Origin of the sequence: Dolichospermum sp. UHCC 0315A (assembly GCF_008121535.1) — a bacterium.
GTDB lineage: Bacteria > Cyanobacteriota > Cyanobacteriia > Cyanobacteriales > Nostocaceae > Dolichospermum > Dolichospermum lemmermannii.
The window spans coordinates 4,861,919-4,878,563 of sequence record NZ_CP043056.1 but is presented as its reverse complement, the minus strand read 5'-3'; the positions used below and the strand labels follow the sequence as shown (position 1 = coordinate 4,878,563).

Here is a 16,645-nt window from a genome sequence, read left to right as displayed (position 1 = left end):
ACTGTAAATTATTGTTGTGGAACATTTGTTAGCGATCGCCTATCATTTATATTTGTCAGGTTTTTGGAGTGAAAACAAAACAGCTATTGCGAACAAATGATAATTAATGTGGAAAGGTTTTGATTGAAAGTATATTTCAAAACCTGTCTAAATTCTTCAATGCCGAAGCTTATTCGCTAATCTTCAGTGTAAGAAAAGCTCGATATGAGTTTAAAGAAGTCAAATCTACTTGGTGTAACTGATAATATACTACTAGAAAAATTGACATCTACTTAATCAAGAAATCTTATGTTGATTATTAGAAAAAACTATAATATAATGGCAGGATATGGTCAAAAAGTTTTTGCATAAGTTAATTGCATGGAAGTTTAACGATTAATTAATCAATTGTTAGCCTTGTGAAAGCTATGATTGTGGCATTGGTGTCAGCCATGCCTATTACACAGGTTTCAACAAGACTTCGCGTTTGTAAACAGTTAGCTATAGCGAACTCAAGTTATCCATATAAGGTGTGAGGAGAAAAGGAAAAATGTCTAATATTTTGTGGAAATCCCTGGTGGTTAGCCCAGCAATTTTGGGAGCAGCGTTGTTAGTATCTTCAACAGCGATAGCCGCACCAAGTACCACCAAGGGAGCATCATCAATTGAAACTTCCTCTACAGCAGAAGTTTCCCAACAGCCAGCAGTATTGGCGACAGAAACCAAAGAAGCTCAAGTTTTAGCTCAGGTCAACCGCTACAGCAACGAAAACAATACTTCCTTAAATCAGGTAACATCAGTTTCCCAATTCTCTGATGTGCAACCTACAGATTGGGCATTCCAAGCTTTGCAGTCCTTGGTTGAACGCTACGGCTGTATTGCGGGTTATCCCAATGGCACATTTCGTGGTAATCGGGCTTTAAGCCGTTACGAATTTGCGGCTGGTTTGAATGCTTGTTTAGATCGTGTGAATGAATTGATTGCCACCGCAACGGCTGATATGGTGACAAAACAGGATCTAGCAACATTACAGCGTTTGCAAGAAGAGTTTTCTGCGGAATTGGCAACCTTACGCGGACGGGTAGATGCTTTAGAAGGACGGACTGCTGAATTAGAAGCGAATCAATTCTCCACTACCACTAAATTAAAAGGTGAAGCTATTTTTGCTGTCACTGATACTTTTGGCAGTGAAACAGGCAAAGCTAACCGGGCAGTATTCCAAGACAGAGTCCGTTTAGGCTTGGAAACCAGCTTTACGGGTAGAGATGTGTTGACAACCCGTCTAGCTGCTGGTAATGCCACAGGCTTTGATTTAAAAGACAAGAATGGTAATTCTATTGCTGGTTCTCAAGTACCTGGCAACGGAGTCGGTACACAAACCTTTGAAGTCGGTAGCACTGGAGCTAACAGCGTTAAAATTGACAAATTAACTTATGAAGCTCCTCTAGGACCTGCAAGAGTTTATCTTTCAGCTAGTGGTGGGCAACATAGTGATTATGCGGCTGTTAACAATCCTTACTTCTTTGATAAAACAGATGGTGGTAAGGGGGCTTTAAGTACCTTTGCTTCTGAAAACCCCATCTACCGGATTGGTGGTGGTTCTGGTATTGCCTTGAATGTCCCGTTTGGTAAACCTGGTAGTAGTTTCTTGAAACCAAGTTCGATCACATTAGGTTACTTGGCTTCAAATAACTCGGTCTCAAATGCTGCTAGTCCTGCCCCAAGTAATGGCTTGTTCGACGGTAACTATGCGGCTTTAGGTCAGTTGAACTTTAATGTTGGTAATCGCGTTGCTTTGGCTGCAACCTATGTGCATGGTTATCAAAAAGCAGGTAGCACCTTATTTGATTCAGGATTTGATGGTGGTGCTTTAGTAGGCACTGCACAAGCGAATACTTTAGGCGTTAATTCGGCAACAGGTGCTGCTAGTGCCTCTTCCAGCAACTCCTACGGTATTTCCGCAGCTATCAAGCCTAGCGATAAACTCTCTTTGAGTGGTTTCGTTTCCTACCATGATGTTACAGGCTTTGGAGCTAATGATGATAAAGAAGCTTGGAGCTATGGTGCAGGTTTAGCTTTACCTGATTTTGGTAAGAAAGGTAACGTCTTGGGTATCTTCGGTGGCGCTCAACCTTACTCACTAGGTGCGACTGGTAGAGAGACTCCATACCAAGTAGAAGGCTTCTATAAGTATCGCGTTTCTGAAAATGTATCCGTAACTCCTGGAGTTATTTGGATGACATCTCCTGGACAAAATAATACCAGTAATGATGCCTTTGTTGGTACACTCAGAACAACTTTTAGCTTCTAAATAGTTAAAAGTTTGTTGATAAGTTTCAACGTGATTTGACCCTGCCTCATGGCGGGGTTTTTTTGTGGAGAGAAAAACCCCAGTTAAGAACCGGAGTATACTGGAAAAGAGATTAACTGTAAGGTTTTGCTCAACTTCATGCTTCAACTTTCATCTTGGATTATTACTTGTGGAACTATCATGTAAATCTGAATACGCAATTTTGGCGTTATTAGAGATGGCTACTCATTACGAAAACGGTGAACCGATGCAAATTCGGCAAATCGCTCTGCAACAAAAGATACCTGATCGCTATTTGGAACAACTGTTAGCAACTTTGCGGCGGGGGGGTATAGTTAAAAGTCAACGGGGTTCAAAAGGCGGCTATTTATTGGCGCGAGAACCTCGGAAAATTAGTATCTTTGAGATTTTAGAATGTTTGGAAGGTTTAGATGTGCAGACTGGTGAACAAAATACTAATCCCACAAGGTTAGATAATTCTGTGGTGTCAGAAATTTGGCAAGAAGCACGTCAGGCGGCAAATTCAGTGTTACAAAATTATTCGCTTCAGGATCTTTGTGAAAAACGGGATTCCCGGAAGCAGTTGGATATCATGTACTACATTTGAAGGCATAAAAATTTATCATGCGGATTGTTGAAAATATTACGGAGTTGGTGGGGCGGACACCTCTAGTTAAGCTAAACCGGATTCCTCAAGAATTAGCTTGTGTGGCTACAATTCTCGTGAAATTGGAAAGTATGAACCCTTCGTCATCGGTGAAAGACCGCATTGGGGTAAGTATGATTACTGCGGCTGAGAAGGAAGGATTAATTGCCCCTGGGAAGACGATTCTGGTGGAACCAACATCGGGAAATACGGGCATTGCTTTGGCAATGGCAGCGGCGGCCAAGGGGTATCAATTAATTTTAACAATGCCGGAAACGATGAGTGCGGAACGGCGGGCGATGTTAAGGGCTTATGGGGCCCAATTGGAACTCACGCCGGGAATTGCGGGGATGAGTGGGGCGATTCGGCGGGCGCAGGAGATTGTGGATAGAACACCATACTCTTATATGTTGCAACAGTTCCGCAATCCGGCTAATGCCCAAATTCATCGGGAAACTACAGCGGAGGAAATTTGGGAGGATACGGATGGATTGGTGGATATGATTGTGGCGGGTGTGGGGACTGGAGGGACGATTACTGGGGTCGCGGAAGTTTTGAAAGCCCGGAAACCAAGTTTTCAGGCGATCGCTGTAGAACCAGCTAATAGCCCGATATTATCGGGAGGTAAACCGGGTCCCCATAAAATTCAGGGCATTGGGGCGGGTTTTATTCCCCAAGTGTTAAAGTTAGAATTGATTGATGAGGTAATTACGGTTACTGATGAGGATGCGATCGCCTTTGGTCGCAAATTAGCCAGGGAGGAAGGATTATTGTCTGGAATCTCCACTGGTGCAGCCCTTTGTGCGGCGGTTCGGGTCGCCCAACGTCCAGAAAATCAGGGACGCTTAATTGTGATGATTCAGCCTAGTTTCGGTGAGAGATATTTAAGTACACCTTTATTCCAAGACCTAGAAGCGAAAACCGCAACTAGTACCAATTAACAATCTATTGGATTCATGTCCGATTTTAACCACTACGATACCCTCAAAGTTAGTAATCATGCCAGTCAAGCGGAGATCAAACAAGCTTATCGCCGCTTGGTGAAAATTTTTCATCCTGATAGTAATCAAGACATTACAGATAATGAGCAAATTATTCGTGTTAATGCTGCCTATGAGGTTTTAAGTGATAGTAAAAGTCGTCTTGATTATGATGAAAAACTTCGTCACAGTCAGCAACAATTTCATCATGTTCGCCAAAAACGAGCAGAATCTGCCCAACAAGATTACAAAGCAGCGAGGAAAACTAGAAAAGATATTGATGAAAATATTGAGGAATGGATACGTTTAGTTTATAAACCAGTAAATCGGATACTTTGTACAATTCTTAATTCTTTAGAATCACAAATTGAGGAATTAGCAGCAGATCCTTTTGATGATGATCTTTTAGACGAATTTCAAGATTATTTAGCATCCTGTCGGGAAGATTTGAAGGACGCACAAATTAAGTTTCGTTCTTTGCCAAATCCTGCTAGTTTTGCAGCAGCAGCAGCCCATATTTACTATTGTATGAGTCAAGTGGGAGATGGAATAGAGGAATTAGCGTACTTCCCATTAAGCTATGATCATCGCTATTTGCACACGGGACAAGAGTTATTTCGGATAGCTAAAAGATTGTATCGGGAAGCGCAAGAGTCGGTTAGTTGATGAGATGATCGTAAGAGTCGTTTAATTACTAAGTAGGTTGGGGTTGAAAATTGTCTTTATGACAAGATAACAGGGAAGAGGTTTTGGGTAATTTGACTTTTTGTTATGGTTTTTTTCCGTTTACTTACTTATCTATTAAACCGAAATATTGCTTATTTTTTTAACAATATAATAATTCCCATTCTATCGGGTTAGAAGCGGAAATAATTAAACGCAGATGGACGCAGATGGACGCAGATAATTTTGTAGTTAATTAGAGGATGTTTGAAAAGTTTTTAATGTATAAACTGACCCCTCTCCAAACCTCTCCCCTGCAAGGGGAGAGGCTTTAAAACCCCCATTCCCTTGTAGGGAAGGGGGGTAGGGGGGTTAGGTTTTTGGAGATTATGGGTTTCATATAATACTTTTCAAACAACCTCTTAGACTAGGAAATGCTATATGATTTATACTAATCTTTTTTCTTCTCTGTTGGTGTCTAGCCATGACTGATCAAGAACTGCTGCAAATCATTGAAAAAGCTGCTAGAAACAAAGAAACTACATTAGACCTCAGTAACAATCAACTGACAAGATTGCCAGAAGCCATTAAACAATTATCTCAACTCGAAAAACTCGATTTACGTGGGAATCAGCTAAATATTCCCGCGGAAATTTTAGGGAGCAGTTGGGATAGCTTAGGTAAACCGTCACAGATTCTCACCTACTATTTCTCTCTGGAAACCGAGGAGAAACAACCTCTCAATGAAGCTAAGGTATTGCTAGTTGGTCAAGGAACTGTGGGTAAAACTTCCCTAGTTAAACGACTGATTAATAACACATTTGATGCCAACGAAAGCAAAACCCAAGGCATCAATATTGAAAAGTGGGATTTAGAAGTTAATGGGCAAAACATTCGACTAAGTAGAACGGCTTGAATAATTCAAAGTTTGTAGTGAGGAATTTATTCCTCATTTGAGGGCTGAAGCCCTTACTACGAAATCATCTCCAGATTTTTTACATTACTTAATCTACTTTGATTTATTTTCGTCTACTTACTTAAATATATGGGATTTTGGTGGACAGGAAATCATGCACGCTACCCACCAATTTTTTCTCACTAAACGGAGCCTTTATTTGCTGGTAATTAATGCCCGTGAAAATGAACAACAAAATAGATTGGAATATTGGCTAAAAATTATTCAGAGTTTTGGCGGTGATTCCCCGATTATTTTAGTTGGCAATAAAATTGATGATCATCCTTTGGATCTTGATCAAACTGGCTTACGCAAAAAATACGAAAATATTAAAGATATAGTTCCTATTTCTTGTAAAACTGGAGCAGGTATAGAAAATTTATTATTAATTATTAAACGCGAACTTGCTAATTTAGAAGGCATTAACGAACCTTTACCTAAAAGTTGGTTTCAGGTAAAAACCCATTTAGAAAAGATGAAAAAGGACTATATTCTTTACCACGAATATCAAAGTATTTGCCAGGATCAAGAAATTAATGAAAAACTTAAACAATCTACTTTAATTGAATTGCTGCATCAACTGGGTATTGTTCTCAATTTTAGAGATGATTTCGGCTTAAAAGGTGTTCCGGTGCTTAATCCAGAATGGGTAACAAATGGTGTTTATAAAATTCTCAATGACAATTTATTAATGACTCAATTTCGGGGTATATTGACATTTCAAGAACTAAAAAGAATTTTAGATCCTGTTAAATATCCCGACGATAAGCCAGAATTTATTATCAAAATGATGGAGAAGTTTGAACTCTGTTTTCCTTTGGATAATAGAGATAAATATCTCATTCCTGACTTGTTACCAAAAGAAGAACCTGCAACTGGGGAATGGGAGAATGTTCTGGCTTTTGAATATCATTATAATATTTTACCTAGCAGCATTATTTCCCGTTTTATTGTAAGAATGCACCATCAAGCAGATAAAAAAACTTGGTGGCGAAGTGGTATTGTATTAAAATCTGGCAACAATCGAGCATTATTAAAAAGTGATCAAGAAGACCGCAAAATCTTTATTTTTATTAGTGGTAATAGTTCCACCCGCAGAGAGTTACTCGCAATAATTCGTTCTCAGTTCGATAGTATTCATCAAACTATTAAAGGTTTAGAAGCGAAAGAAAAAGTACCAATTCCCGGATATTCTGGTATATTTGCAGATTATAAAAATTTACTGGTTTATGCAGAGAGAAATTCACCTTACATTCCCGAAGGACTAACAGAAACATTTAATGCGCTAGAACTGCTAAATGGGATTGAATCAGAAGCAGAAAGACGAAAACGCCAAAATCGTGGGATAATAGGATCACAAAAACCACCCGAACCGACTGTGCCACAAAAACCTGAAAAACCAACTATTTCTTCTGCTGAACGGGGTATTGCTTTGGCTATGGCTTTAGCAGTATTAATAACTTTTATCGTCCTGATTCTCAACCCTAGAAGTATGAATGGTAGTGCTTTAGCTATTGTAAGATTTTTAGCATCTGCATTTGCTGGTATTGCCGGTTATTTAGTTTCTGGTGATCTTGGTTTAAAATCTTCAATACCTTTTATGAGGACAAAAACCCAGGTTAAAGCCACAGGAGCATTTGCAGCATTTATTTTAGTATTTCTACTTTTTTATATGGGTGTTCCTACTTCCGAAATAACACCACAACCAACCCCCACACCTTGATGAAAATCCTCATATTAACCGATAGGATAACATCCCGGATTAACTGCATGAATAAATTCACTCCCCGCTAGTGGTCTTCCCCGTTTATAAGCTGCTTCTTGAGGTTGTCCCCAACCTAATTGTAAAATGATTTCTAGAAAGTTCGGATTTTCCCATTTTAATAAAGTTGCCCATTCTGTTCTTTGGACAATTCTTTCTACATCTACTTTTACAATTTTTTGATGTTGTTTACCATTACTAAAACTTAAATATAAATCCATTTCTTCTGTCACGAAATACCAAAATTCTAAAATTGTATCTTTGGCAGGTTTCAATATTTCTAAATCACTTTCTAAAGCGATTAATTCAGTATCAATTTCTGGATAATGCAGATTTTTACCTTTAACAGTCATATCTTTCCAGATAATTCCAGAAACTTGATTTTCTCGTTGATATTCATGAATAGAGGTTTTAAAATCTTGGTAGGCCGTGAATCTTTGCAGTCCGTCGGTTCTGACAAACTGATCTATAAATGGATTACCAGAAACAGTTACATCTAACTTTAAACGTTCACCTTTTAAGCAAGCTTGGCGTTCGGTTGCCAATATCTGAATTAACTCTTGGGTATTATAAATATTTGACATCAGAACAAGACCTAATTAGTGATCAATCATCAGTTATTAGTCAGTTAGTTATGACACTAATTATTAATTTTGTGTCAGATGGTAATCAAGATTGATTGAAGATTTAATTATTATCTCTTGATAGCAATAGAAATGCCGTATCAGAACCGACTATTTGTTTCATTGTTCATCCCATAGTAATGAATGTCGACATTATTCTATTTTACCTTGAGGAGTAGAATTAGGTTTATGGTCAAGAAAAAGCCCAATTCTCAAGAATCAGGGCTGAACAAGCAGAACTCAAAATTGCACAATTAGCTGAATGCTTAGGATTAACAAGTATAAAATCAGACTCACGCTAAAACTTAACCGCAAAAAAGCCTAATAATGATGATCTTATTAATTTAAGTAAGTTAACGCCTTATGTGAGTTAGAGTAACAAAAAAAGAAAGGGAAACTACAAGATCAAGGTAAAGACATTTTATGAAATTTATGCTTCAATTATTGGATAATCCATTTTGGGCATTAGTAGGAAAAGAAATTAATCAAATTTTACGCAATAGACAATTCAGCAGTGAGACTGCGTTGCTTTCGTGCCTGTACTCGTCTGGAGAAAACTTAGCCATAACCTTAAAATATTTACTTGCTATTTGTATATGGCTATTGTTTAATCAAATAAAGGAAACAACAATGGGAGGGACTTATATTTGCTAACAAACTATGTATATAAGCTACGTCCTAATATTAGTCAATCCGATAAAATGGACGGTTGGCTAGATATGCTCCGGTCTACTTACAATTGGAGTTTGGCTGACAGAATAGCTCAATACAACCAGCAATTTATTCAAGGTGACTATTGTGATATTAGGACTAAAGCAGAAGCTTGTCCATTAACTTGTTTTGTCAGTAAAAATGGAGCAAGTGGAGAGCCGTGGAAGGATGTTAAAACCGATAAAAATGGCAACATCAAAAACCCTCGACGCAGTGCTGGTGATATTCAAATAACGGCATTACCATATCTAAAAAAAGCTAGACCTTGGTTTGCTGAGATTGATTCTACAGTCCTACAGCAAAACGTCAAACGCCTTGACACTGCCTATAAAAACTTTTTTGAAGGGAGAGGGTTTCCTAAGTTTAAAAACCGGAGTAATTTTACCTCTTTTACTTACCAGATGGGCGTAAAAGCTCAAGGGAATAAAATCTATCTTCCTAAGTTGGGATGGCTGCGGTTTTTCAATTCTCGCTCAATACCAACAGGCTTTACTATCAAAGCTGCCACATTAAGAAAGCGTCAAGATGGTTGGTATGTCTCAATTAGAATTGAAGATAAAACCATACCAGACTATGTAAAAAAACCGCTAAACGAAGTTAAAGCCTCGACTCCGCTCGGCTTTAACCCTGAGCGAAGTCGAAGGGTTAATTCTATTCTTGGTTGTGACTTAGGAATAACTAAACTTGTCCATTTCTCCGACAGACATCAAATTGATAATCCTAGATTCTCAACCAACAAAAAAGCTAGACGCACTTTAAAAATTAGACAGCGACGGATTAATCGTAAAGTCAAGGGTAGTAAGAATCGTAAAAAAGCAGCTAATAAGGTAGGACGGTTTCACAAAAAGATTACAGATAAAAGGACTGCTTATCAATGGAGTGTTGCTAATACAATAGTTTCTAGAAAGGTTGATGCTATTGCTTTAGAAGATTTAAATGTCTCCGGTATGTTGAGGCGTTGCCAAGTTAAGACCGATGAAAAAACTGGAAGATTTTTAAAGAATGGGCAATCTAGAAAAAAAGGATTAAACCGTTCTATTTCTGATGCAAGTTGGAGTGATTTAATTTTAAAAATTGAGTATCTCGCTGTAAAGCAAGGAAAAGTTGTAATTAAGATTAATCCTAAATACTCCAGTCAAGAATGTAGGAATTGTGGGCATACTGATAAGTCAAATCGTGATGGTGAGAAATTCATTTGTACTGAATGTGGATATCACGAACACGCTGATATTGGTGCTGCTAAAACGATTAGAGATAGAGCTTTGGAAATAGTACCCGGGGACTCCGCGAAACTTGCTGTTTAACAGCTAAACGCCCAGAAGATGAGCCAGTGCGGTCTTGGGGTTTCCCCAAGTAGAGCAACTGGCGGTATCAGCACGCACTTTTGTGCAAACGTACTGAGTCTGGGAACCTGTGTGAACAGGATATTAGGATTGTAAAATCTTAAGAATCCCCGCGTCTTTAGACCGGGGAGTGTCAAACACAAACTTGATACGATTCCAGCCCATTTACCAGAAATTTTTGTCAATGACAAGATTAAAAAAAAAGAAGTTGGGAATCTCAGATAGAATATTTCTCTGTCCTCTTGGTGCATAACTTCCATGACCACATTTGGTGAAAATCCCTTTTCCCCCCAAGAAATAGCCTCAGAAGGCATAAAACCAGAAGAATATACCGAAATCGTCCGCCGCTTAGGCCGTCACCCCAACAAAGCCGAACTAGGAATGTTTGGGGTGATGTGGTCAGAACATTGCTGTTATAAAAATTCCCGTCCATTACTCAAACAGTTTCCCACCACCGGACCCCGCATTCTTGTCGGACCCGGTGAAAATGCCGGAGTTGTGGATATCGGCGACGGACTACAATTAGCGTTTAAAATAGAATCCCATAACCACCCTTCCGCCGTTGAACCATTTCAAGGTGCAGCTACCGGAGTAGGGGGGATATTAAGAGATATCTTTACCATGGGGGCGCGTCCCATAGCCTTATTAAATTCTTTGCGCTTTGGAGATTTGAATGATCCCAAAACCCAAAGATTGTTTGCAGGCGTAGTGGCGGGCATAAGCCATTATGGTAACTGCGTTGGAGTGCCGACTGTAGGTGGTGAAGTCTATTTTGACCCCGCTTACTCGGTCAATCCCCTGGTCAACGTCATGGCACTGGGTTTGATGGAAACGGCGGAAATTGTTAAATCAGGGGCTTCAGGCTTAGGAAATCCCGTGCTGTATGTGGGTTCAACCACCGGACGGGATGGCATGGGCGGCGCAAGTTTTGCCAGTGCGGAATTGACTGAGGAATCAATGGATAACCGTCCCGCTGTGCAAGTAGGAGATCCATTTGTCGAAAAGTCTTTGATTGAAGCTTGTTTAGAGGCATTTAAAACCGGGGCTGTAGTTGCGGCACAGGATATGGGGGCTGCGGGTATCACCTGTTCCACTTCGGAAATGGCTGCAAAAGGTGGTGTGGGGATTGACTTCGATTTAGATAAAATTCCGGTGCGGGAATCGGGAATGATTCCTTATGAATACCTGCTTTCGGAATCTCAAGAACGAATGTTGTTTGTGGCCGAAAAAGGACGAGAACAGGAATTAATTGATATTTTCCACCGTTGGGGACTGCAAGCGGTGGTTGCGGGGACTGTAATTGCAGAACCCATTGTCAGAATTTGGTTTGAGGGGAAAATAGCTGCCGAAATCCCGGCTGATGCTTTGGCGGAAAATACGCCTTTGTATGAAAGAGAATTATTAACAGAAGCCCCGGAATATGCCCAAAAAGCATGGCAATGGACAAGTGATAGTTTACCTGTTTGCAATGCTGCGGGTATTGAAATTGCAGGAAGTCTGCAAAGTTGGAATCAGATTCTATTGACTTTGCTAGATACTCCTAGCATTGCTTCTAAAAGCTGGGTTTATCGTCAATATGATCATCAAGTTCAGAATAACACCGTATTGTTACCCGGTGGTGCTGATGCGGCTGTGATTCGTATCCGTCCCTTAGAAGCACCCCAAAATCCAAAATCCAAAATCCAAAATCTCAAATCCGGCGTTGCAGCTACGGTAGATTGTAATTCTCGTTATGTTTATCTTGATCCTTATGAGGGGGCAAAGGCAGTAGTCGCGGAAGCTGCCCGCAATCTTAGCTGTGTGGGTGCTGAACCCATCGCTGTGACGGATAACCTCAATTTTGGTAGTCCAGAAAAACCCATTGGTTATTGGCAATTAGCGTCCGCTTGTCGGGGTTTGAGTGAGGGTTGTCGGGAGTTGGGAACGCCGGTAACTGGGGGGAATGTCTCTCTCTACAATGAAACTTTTGACGCGGAAGGTAATCCCCAACCAATTTATCCGACTCCGGTTGTGGGTATGGTGGGATTGATTCCTGATTTAACCAAAATTTGCGGACAAGGTTGGCAAAATGCAGATGATATAATTTATCTTCTAGGTTTATCAATTCAATCCAAAATCGAAAATCCAAAATATAAAATAGAATTGGGTGCTTCTGAATATTTGGCAACTATTCATAATACGATCGCTGGTAAGCCCCCTAGAATTGATTTTGATTTAGAACGACTGGTACAAAAAGCTTGTCGTGAGGGTATTCGCGCTGGTTGGGTAAATTCTGCCCATGATTCGGCTGAGGGTGGTGTGGCTGTTGCTATAGCGGAATCTTGTCTTTCTGGGAATTTGGGGGCGGAAATTAATTTCCCAATTAGTGCAAATCACGATTCCCGTTTTGATGAAGTTCTTTTTGGTGAAGGTGGGGCGAGAATTTTAGTTTCTGTGAGTGGAGAAAACCAAGAAAAATGGGAATCCTATTTACACCGAACTCTTCCAGAGAATTGGCAAAAACTGGGAACAGTAACTAATTCCGGTAATTTAGAGATTTTAACCGCAGATAACCATAAGTTACTCCAGGTTAGTCTCGAAGATATGAGCGATCGCTATTCTCAGGCAATCTCTAAACGTCTCGCTATCTACACCAATACCTAATCAACAGCAAAAATCAAGGTTTGAATACGAAAATTCACAATTCGCACTTGATTCTTAACCAATTTACGGTACTGTTTTAATGGATGGTTAAAGATTTGTTAAGAAGAAGGAGTCAGGAGTCAGGAGTCAGGAGTCAGGAGTCAGGATAAAAATTAATTATTCCCAATTCCCAATTCCCAATTCCCAATTCCCAATCACCAATCACCAATCACCAATTCCTAGTTCCCACTGAATCGACACCCCACCAGGAGCAATACCAGCATGATTCCCCTTAATTCCGTTACCTCGGATGAAAACGCCTGTGACAAGCCAGAAGAAGCTTGTGGTGTGTTTGGCATTTATGCCCCAGAACAAGACGTTGCTAAATTGACCTACTTTGGATTGTATGCTCTTCAGCATCGGGGTCAAGAATCTGCTGGAATTGCTACCTTTGAGGGTACGCGTGTCCACCAGCACAAAGATATGGGTTTGGTGTCTCAAGTCTTTAATGAAATCATTTTAGATCAATTACCCGGAAATTTGGCAGTTGGTCATAATCGCTATTCCACTACCGGTTCTAGTCGCAAAGTTAACGCCCAACCCGCTGTAGTCGAAACTCGGTTGGGTTTATTAGCTCTAGCACATAATGGTAATTTAGTCAATACCGTAAAATTGCGAGAAGAGTTACTCAAAGATAAGTTTAACTTAATCACGACCACGGACTCGGAAATGATTGCTTATGCGATCGCTCAAGAAGTCAACGCTGGTGCAGATTGGGTAACAGGGGCTATGAGTGCCTTTCATCGTTGCGAGGGTGCATTTAGTCTGACTATTGCCACACCTGATGGTATAATGGGAGTCCGTGACCCCAACGGCATTCGTCCCTTAGTCATTGGTACTTTAGATAGTAACCCAGTCCGTTATGTTCTCGCTTCCGAAACCTGCGGTTTAGATATTATCGGTGCGGAATATCTGCGTGATGTTGCCCCTGGAGAATTGGTTTGGATCACTGAAACTGGTTTAGAATCATTTCAATGGCATCAACAATCAGAACGCAAACTTTGCATCTTTGAAATGATCTATTTTGCCCGTCCTGATAGCCTCATGCACAACGAAACTTTATATAGTTATCGAATGCGGTTAGGACGGAAAATGGCGGCTGAAGCCCCTGTAGAAGCTGATTTAGTGTTTGGTGTTCCTGATTCTGGTATTCCTGCGGCCATTGGTTTTTCTCAAGCTTCTGGTATAGCTTATGGTGAAGGACTGATTAAAAATCGCTACGTCGGTCGCACCTTTATTCAACCTACCCAAGCCATGCGGGAATCAGGGATTAAAATGAAACTTAATCCCCTTAAAGATGTCTTATTCGGTAAGCGAGTTGTAATTATTGATGATTCCATTGTCCGGGGAACTACTAGCCGCAAACTTGTGCAAGCCTTGCGTGATGCTGGTGTAGCAGAAGTCCACATGAGAATTTCTTCTCCTCCTGTAACTCATCCTTGTTTCTATGGTATTGATACTGATACCCAAGATCAATTAATTGCGGCGACAAAATCAGTGGAGGAAATAGCCAAGCAATTACAAGTTGATAGTTTAGCTTATTTGAGTTGGGAAGGAATGTTAGAAACCACCAGAGAAGATACTAATAGTTTTTGTTCGGCTTGTTTTACTGGTGATTATCCTGTTGCTATTCCTGAAAAAATGAAGCGTTCTAAGTTGATTTTGGAAAAGGTTGTAGTTTAGGAAATCGGGAATATCCAAGAAGTAATTAAATTGATAATTGATAATTTATAATTGTCAATTGTCAATTTTGGGGATAAAATAGAACATTAATTGAAACTAATTCCTCTTGTCACAATTCCTAATTGGAGATTGAAAACTTATGTTGAACATTACAAACACCAATTTTACACTGACAAGCAATAACTTCACTCATGAAGCAATGAGAGAAATAGCTTACAGTATGGATTTATTAATTCCTGGATTTTACTTATGGCTACCAGGAATACATATTCGGTTTGGTGGTGCTATTCCTGATGATCAACCTTACAGATATCCAGGTACGATACATAGTAATGTGGGTATGGCTTTAGTATTACCAGGTTATAAGATATTCACAACTTATCAGGGTAGTTATGACCCTCAATAAGCATCAAATACAGGGACTACCAAAGTTTAAATGTACAATTTTAGATGCAAATCAATTTGAAAAATTAATGATTGATGCTGGTTATTCTATATCAGGAACTGCTCCAGCGCAAGGTAACAGAATTAAAGTTTGGTGGGTTCATGAACAATACCCAAGAGTAGAATCTATTTATACTCCTGATCAGAAAAAGGTAATCACTGCTTATCATGTATAATTAAAATACTGCGGCTACTCAAAAACTAAAGGTATGCTTTAGAAGCAATTAAAGCCAGGTGAGTAGATTTAAATAAATCATTGATGTTTTTCAGGACGACAAAATATACAGCTTTCTAAAAGGTCAGATGATGGAGTTTTACGAAGTTCATTGATGAGATTACTTGTAGGTGAAGACTCTGGAATAGGAATATTATCTTCTTTTAACCCATCTTCCGCACCCTAAACTGTCACACAACGAAAAATGGTCGTTGGGGGATTTGGGATTAGCGATAGCCACATAAAATTTCGACCTTTTTGTATAAAAATCATCCTTTAATATATTAAAAAGTCCGAAATTACCGATTGTGACACCGGGGGGTGCGGAATGTGGGATTAAAAATCAATTAGGCAAAGCAACTAATCGTCCTACTTTACGCTGGATTTTTCAATGCTTTCAGTGTATTCATTTGGTTACACTCAATCAGGAGAAACATATTTCTAATTGGAATAAGGACAGAGATTTTATCTTGAGTCTTTTACCAGATGATTGTTTACGTTACTATCAATTAGTCAGCTAATTATCATCTCTATCAATTTAATTTCTATGAGTAAAGATGAGCTAATCTCTTTGATTTATAGCTCCATTTTACTATGTCTATAATTTCGTTTTTTACTTTAATTGATTAGTCTAACTTATAATTATTTCTTGAATATCTCCTTTCACTTATTCATTGACCTCTCCAGGTGGTGTGCATTCTTATTGCTTCTTATTGAGAATAGATTTTGATGACATTTTTGGTGATTTACTGTTTCTCAAATGCCTTTTTTCACTTTATCTGTTTGTTTTGATGCTCCCTTTGATTTTCATCTCCGTAATTTCCAAAAAGTAACATTTTGGGGTGCGGAATGTGGGTTGTAGTTTAGATAATTCTATCATCTTGTGGGGTGGGCATCTTGCCCGCGCCTCAATATTTAATTGTCAGAATCAGCATATCCAGGATTTTAGGATTTACAGGATTTGATTGACTTTTTACCTGATGAAAATAAATGTAAGATTCAATTATTCCCAATAGTCGGTTTAAACCGACTTTAGCTTTTAGACAGGGAATTAATTCCCTGGCTTCCTTGTCAGAATCAGGATATCCAGGATTTAAGGATGTACAGGATTGCAGTTTGTAGATTTTCTGTGAAAGTTAGCAAACATTAATCAGACAGAATAAATCTACTTGGCCATGGATTTTTGAGAAATAACACTTAAAAATAGTTAAAATTATCATCTATATAATTTTAATATCTACAAAATTTTATTAACTATTATCTACTTTCTTATCCTGTTAATCCTTTAATCGGTGAGTATCCTAATTCTGACATTTTTTATATATTCAGTTAAAATAATCATAAAATACATTTTCATCGTTTAAATCTCCACCCATGCAATTAATTCTCTACAGCAAACCCGGTTGTCATCTTTGTGAAGGCTTACAGGAAAAACTAGCACAAATCAAAAATCTCAGTTTCCAGCTAGAAATTCGAGATATTACCACCCGTGAAGATTGGTTTGCAGCATATCAATACGAAATCCCGGTACTGCATTTAGTCACCAGGGACGGCACAGAAAAACTGATACCTCGTCCTTCTCCTCGTCTCAGTGTCGAACGTTTAGAAAAAATGTTAGGTCAATATGTCTCCCAATAGATGACAAAATG

At 39.2% G+C, this 16,645-nt stretch carries 13 protein-coding genes and 1 pseudogene; 13 read left to right on the top strand and 1 reads right to left on the bottom strand.

Features of this window, described 5'->3' with window-relative positions; translation table 11 throughout:
* Positions 1 to 529 precede the first annotated feature (529 nt).
* The 6 genes from BMF77_RS23195 to BMF77_RS23170 all read left to right on the top strand — a co-directional run bounded on the left by BMF77_RS23195 (position 530) and on the right by BMF77_RS23170 (position 7,257).
* Positions 530 to 2,290, top strand: coding sequence for an iron uptake porin (locus BMF77_RS23195; RefSeq protein ID WP_148766175.1), 1,761 nt, complete (start codon positions 530 to 532; stop codon positions 2,288 to 2,290).
* 169 nt (positions 2,291 to 2,459) lie between these two features.
* The gene (locus tag BMF77_RS23190) at positions 2,460 to 2,897 is read left to right on the top strand and encodes an Rrf2 family transcriptional regulator (RefSeq protein WP_148766173.1); all 438 of its coding nucleotides are present in this window, start codon (positions 2,460 to 2,462) and stop codon (positions 2,895 to 2,897) included.
* A gap of 17 nt (positions 2,898 to 2,914) precedes the next feature.
* Positions 2,915 to 3,877 (top strand): cysteine synthase A, encoded by a 963-nt coding sequence (cysK, locus tag BMF77_RS23185; protein WP_148766171.1) that lies wholly within the window; start codon positions 2,915 to 2,917, stop codon positions 3,875 to 3,877.
* A 15-nt stretch (positions 3,878 to 3,892) separates the two neighbouring features.
* On the top strand, positions 3,893 to 4,582 hold the full coding sequence (locus BMF77_RS23180) for a J domain-containing protein (RefSeq protein ID WP_148766169.1): 690 nt from the start codon (positions 3,893 to 3,895) through the stop codon (positions 4,580 to 4,582).
* A 481-nt stretch (positions 4,583 to 5,063) separates the two neighbouring features.
* Complete coding sequence (locus tag BMF77_RS28790) at positions 5,064 to 5,495, top strand: leucine-rich repeat domain-containing protein (protein WP_148766167.1); 432 nt, start codon at positions 5,064 to 5,066, stop codon at positions 5,493 to 5,495.
* Between the two features lie 154 nt (positions 5,496 to 5,649).
* Complete coding sequence (locus tag BMF77_RS23170) at positions 5,650 to 7,257, top strand: COR domain-containing protein (protein WP_148766165.1); 1,608 nt, start codon at positions 5,650 to 5,652, stop codon at positions 7,255 to 7,257.
* A gap of 14 nt (positions 7,258 to 7,271) precedes the next feature.
* Here the strand turns inward: BMF77_RS23170 and BMF77_RS23165 are convergent, their stop codons facing one another.
* On the bottom strand, positions 7,272 to 7,880 hold the full coding sequence (locus tag BMF77_RS23165) for a hypothetical protein (RefSeq protein WP_148766163.1): 609 nt from the start codon (positions 7,878 to 7,880) through the stop codon (positions 7,272 to 7,274).
* Between the two features lie 686 nt (positions 7,881 to 8,566).
* On the opposite strand from BMF77_RS23165, the gene BMF77_RS23155 reads away from it, so the two are divergent.
* The 7 genes and pseudogenes from BMF77_RS23155 to BMF77_RS23120 all read left to right on the top strand — a co-directional run bounded on the left by BMF77_RS23155 (position 8,567) and on the right by BMF77_RS23120 (position 16,634).
* On the top strand, positions 8,567 to 9,934 hold the full coding sequence (locus BMF77_RS23155) for an RNA-guided endonuclease TnpB family protein (RefSeq protein ID WP_210422254.1): 1,368 nt from the start codon (positions 8,567 to 8,569) through the stop codon (positions 9,932 to 9,934).
* A gap of 297 nt (positions 9,935 to 10,231) precedes the next feature.
* Positions 10,232 to 12,616, top strand: coding sequence for a phosphoribosylformylglycinamidine synthase subunit PurL (gene purL / locus BMF77_RS23150; protein WP_148766159.1), 2,385 nt, complete (start codon positions 10,232 to 10,234; stop codon positions 12,614 to 12,616).
* A gap of 261 nt (positions 12,617 to 12,877) precedes the next feature.
* Positions 12,878 to 14,338, top strand: a complete 1,461-nt coding sequence (purF, locus tag BMF77_RS23145) for an amidophosphoribosyltransferase (protein WP_148766157.1) — start codon at positions 12,878 to 12,880, stop codon at positions 14,336 to 14,338.
* Between the two features lie 139 nt (positions 14,339 to 14,477).
* Complete coding sequence (locus tag BMF77_RS23140) at positions 14,478 to 14,744, top strand: hypothetical protein (RefSeq protein WP_148766155.1); 267 nt, start codon at positions 14,478 to 14,480, stop codon at positions 14,742 to 14,744.
* Positions 14,731 to 14,958: a hypothetical protein gene (locus tag BMF77_RS23135; protein WP_148766153.1), complete on the top strand. Its 228-nt coding sequence runs from the start codon at positions 14,731 to 14,733 to the stop codon at positions 14,956 to 14,958. The genes BMF77_RS23140 and BMF77_RS23135 overlap by 14 nt, the downstream gene beginning before the upstream one ends.
* Positions 14,959 to 15,328: 370 nt before the next feature.
* Positions 15,329 to 15,517: pseudogene (locus tag BMF77_RS23130) on the top strand (IS1634 family transposase); the annotation flags it as partial.
* Between the two features lie 853 nt (positions 15,518 to 16,370).
* Positions 16,371 to 16,634, top strand: a complete 264-nt coding sequence (locus tag BMF77_RS23120) for a glutaredoxin family protein (RefSeq protein WP_148766151.1) — start codon at positions 16,371 to 16,373, stop codon at positions 16,632 to 16,634.
* Positions 16,635 to 16,645: the final 11 nt, after the last annotated feature.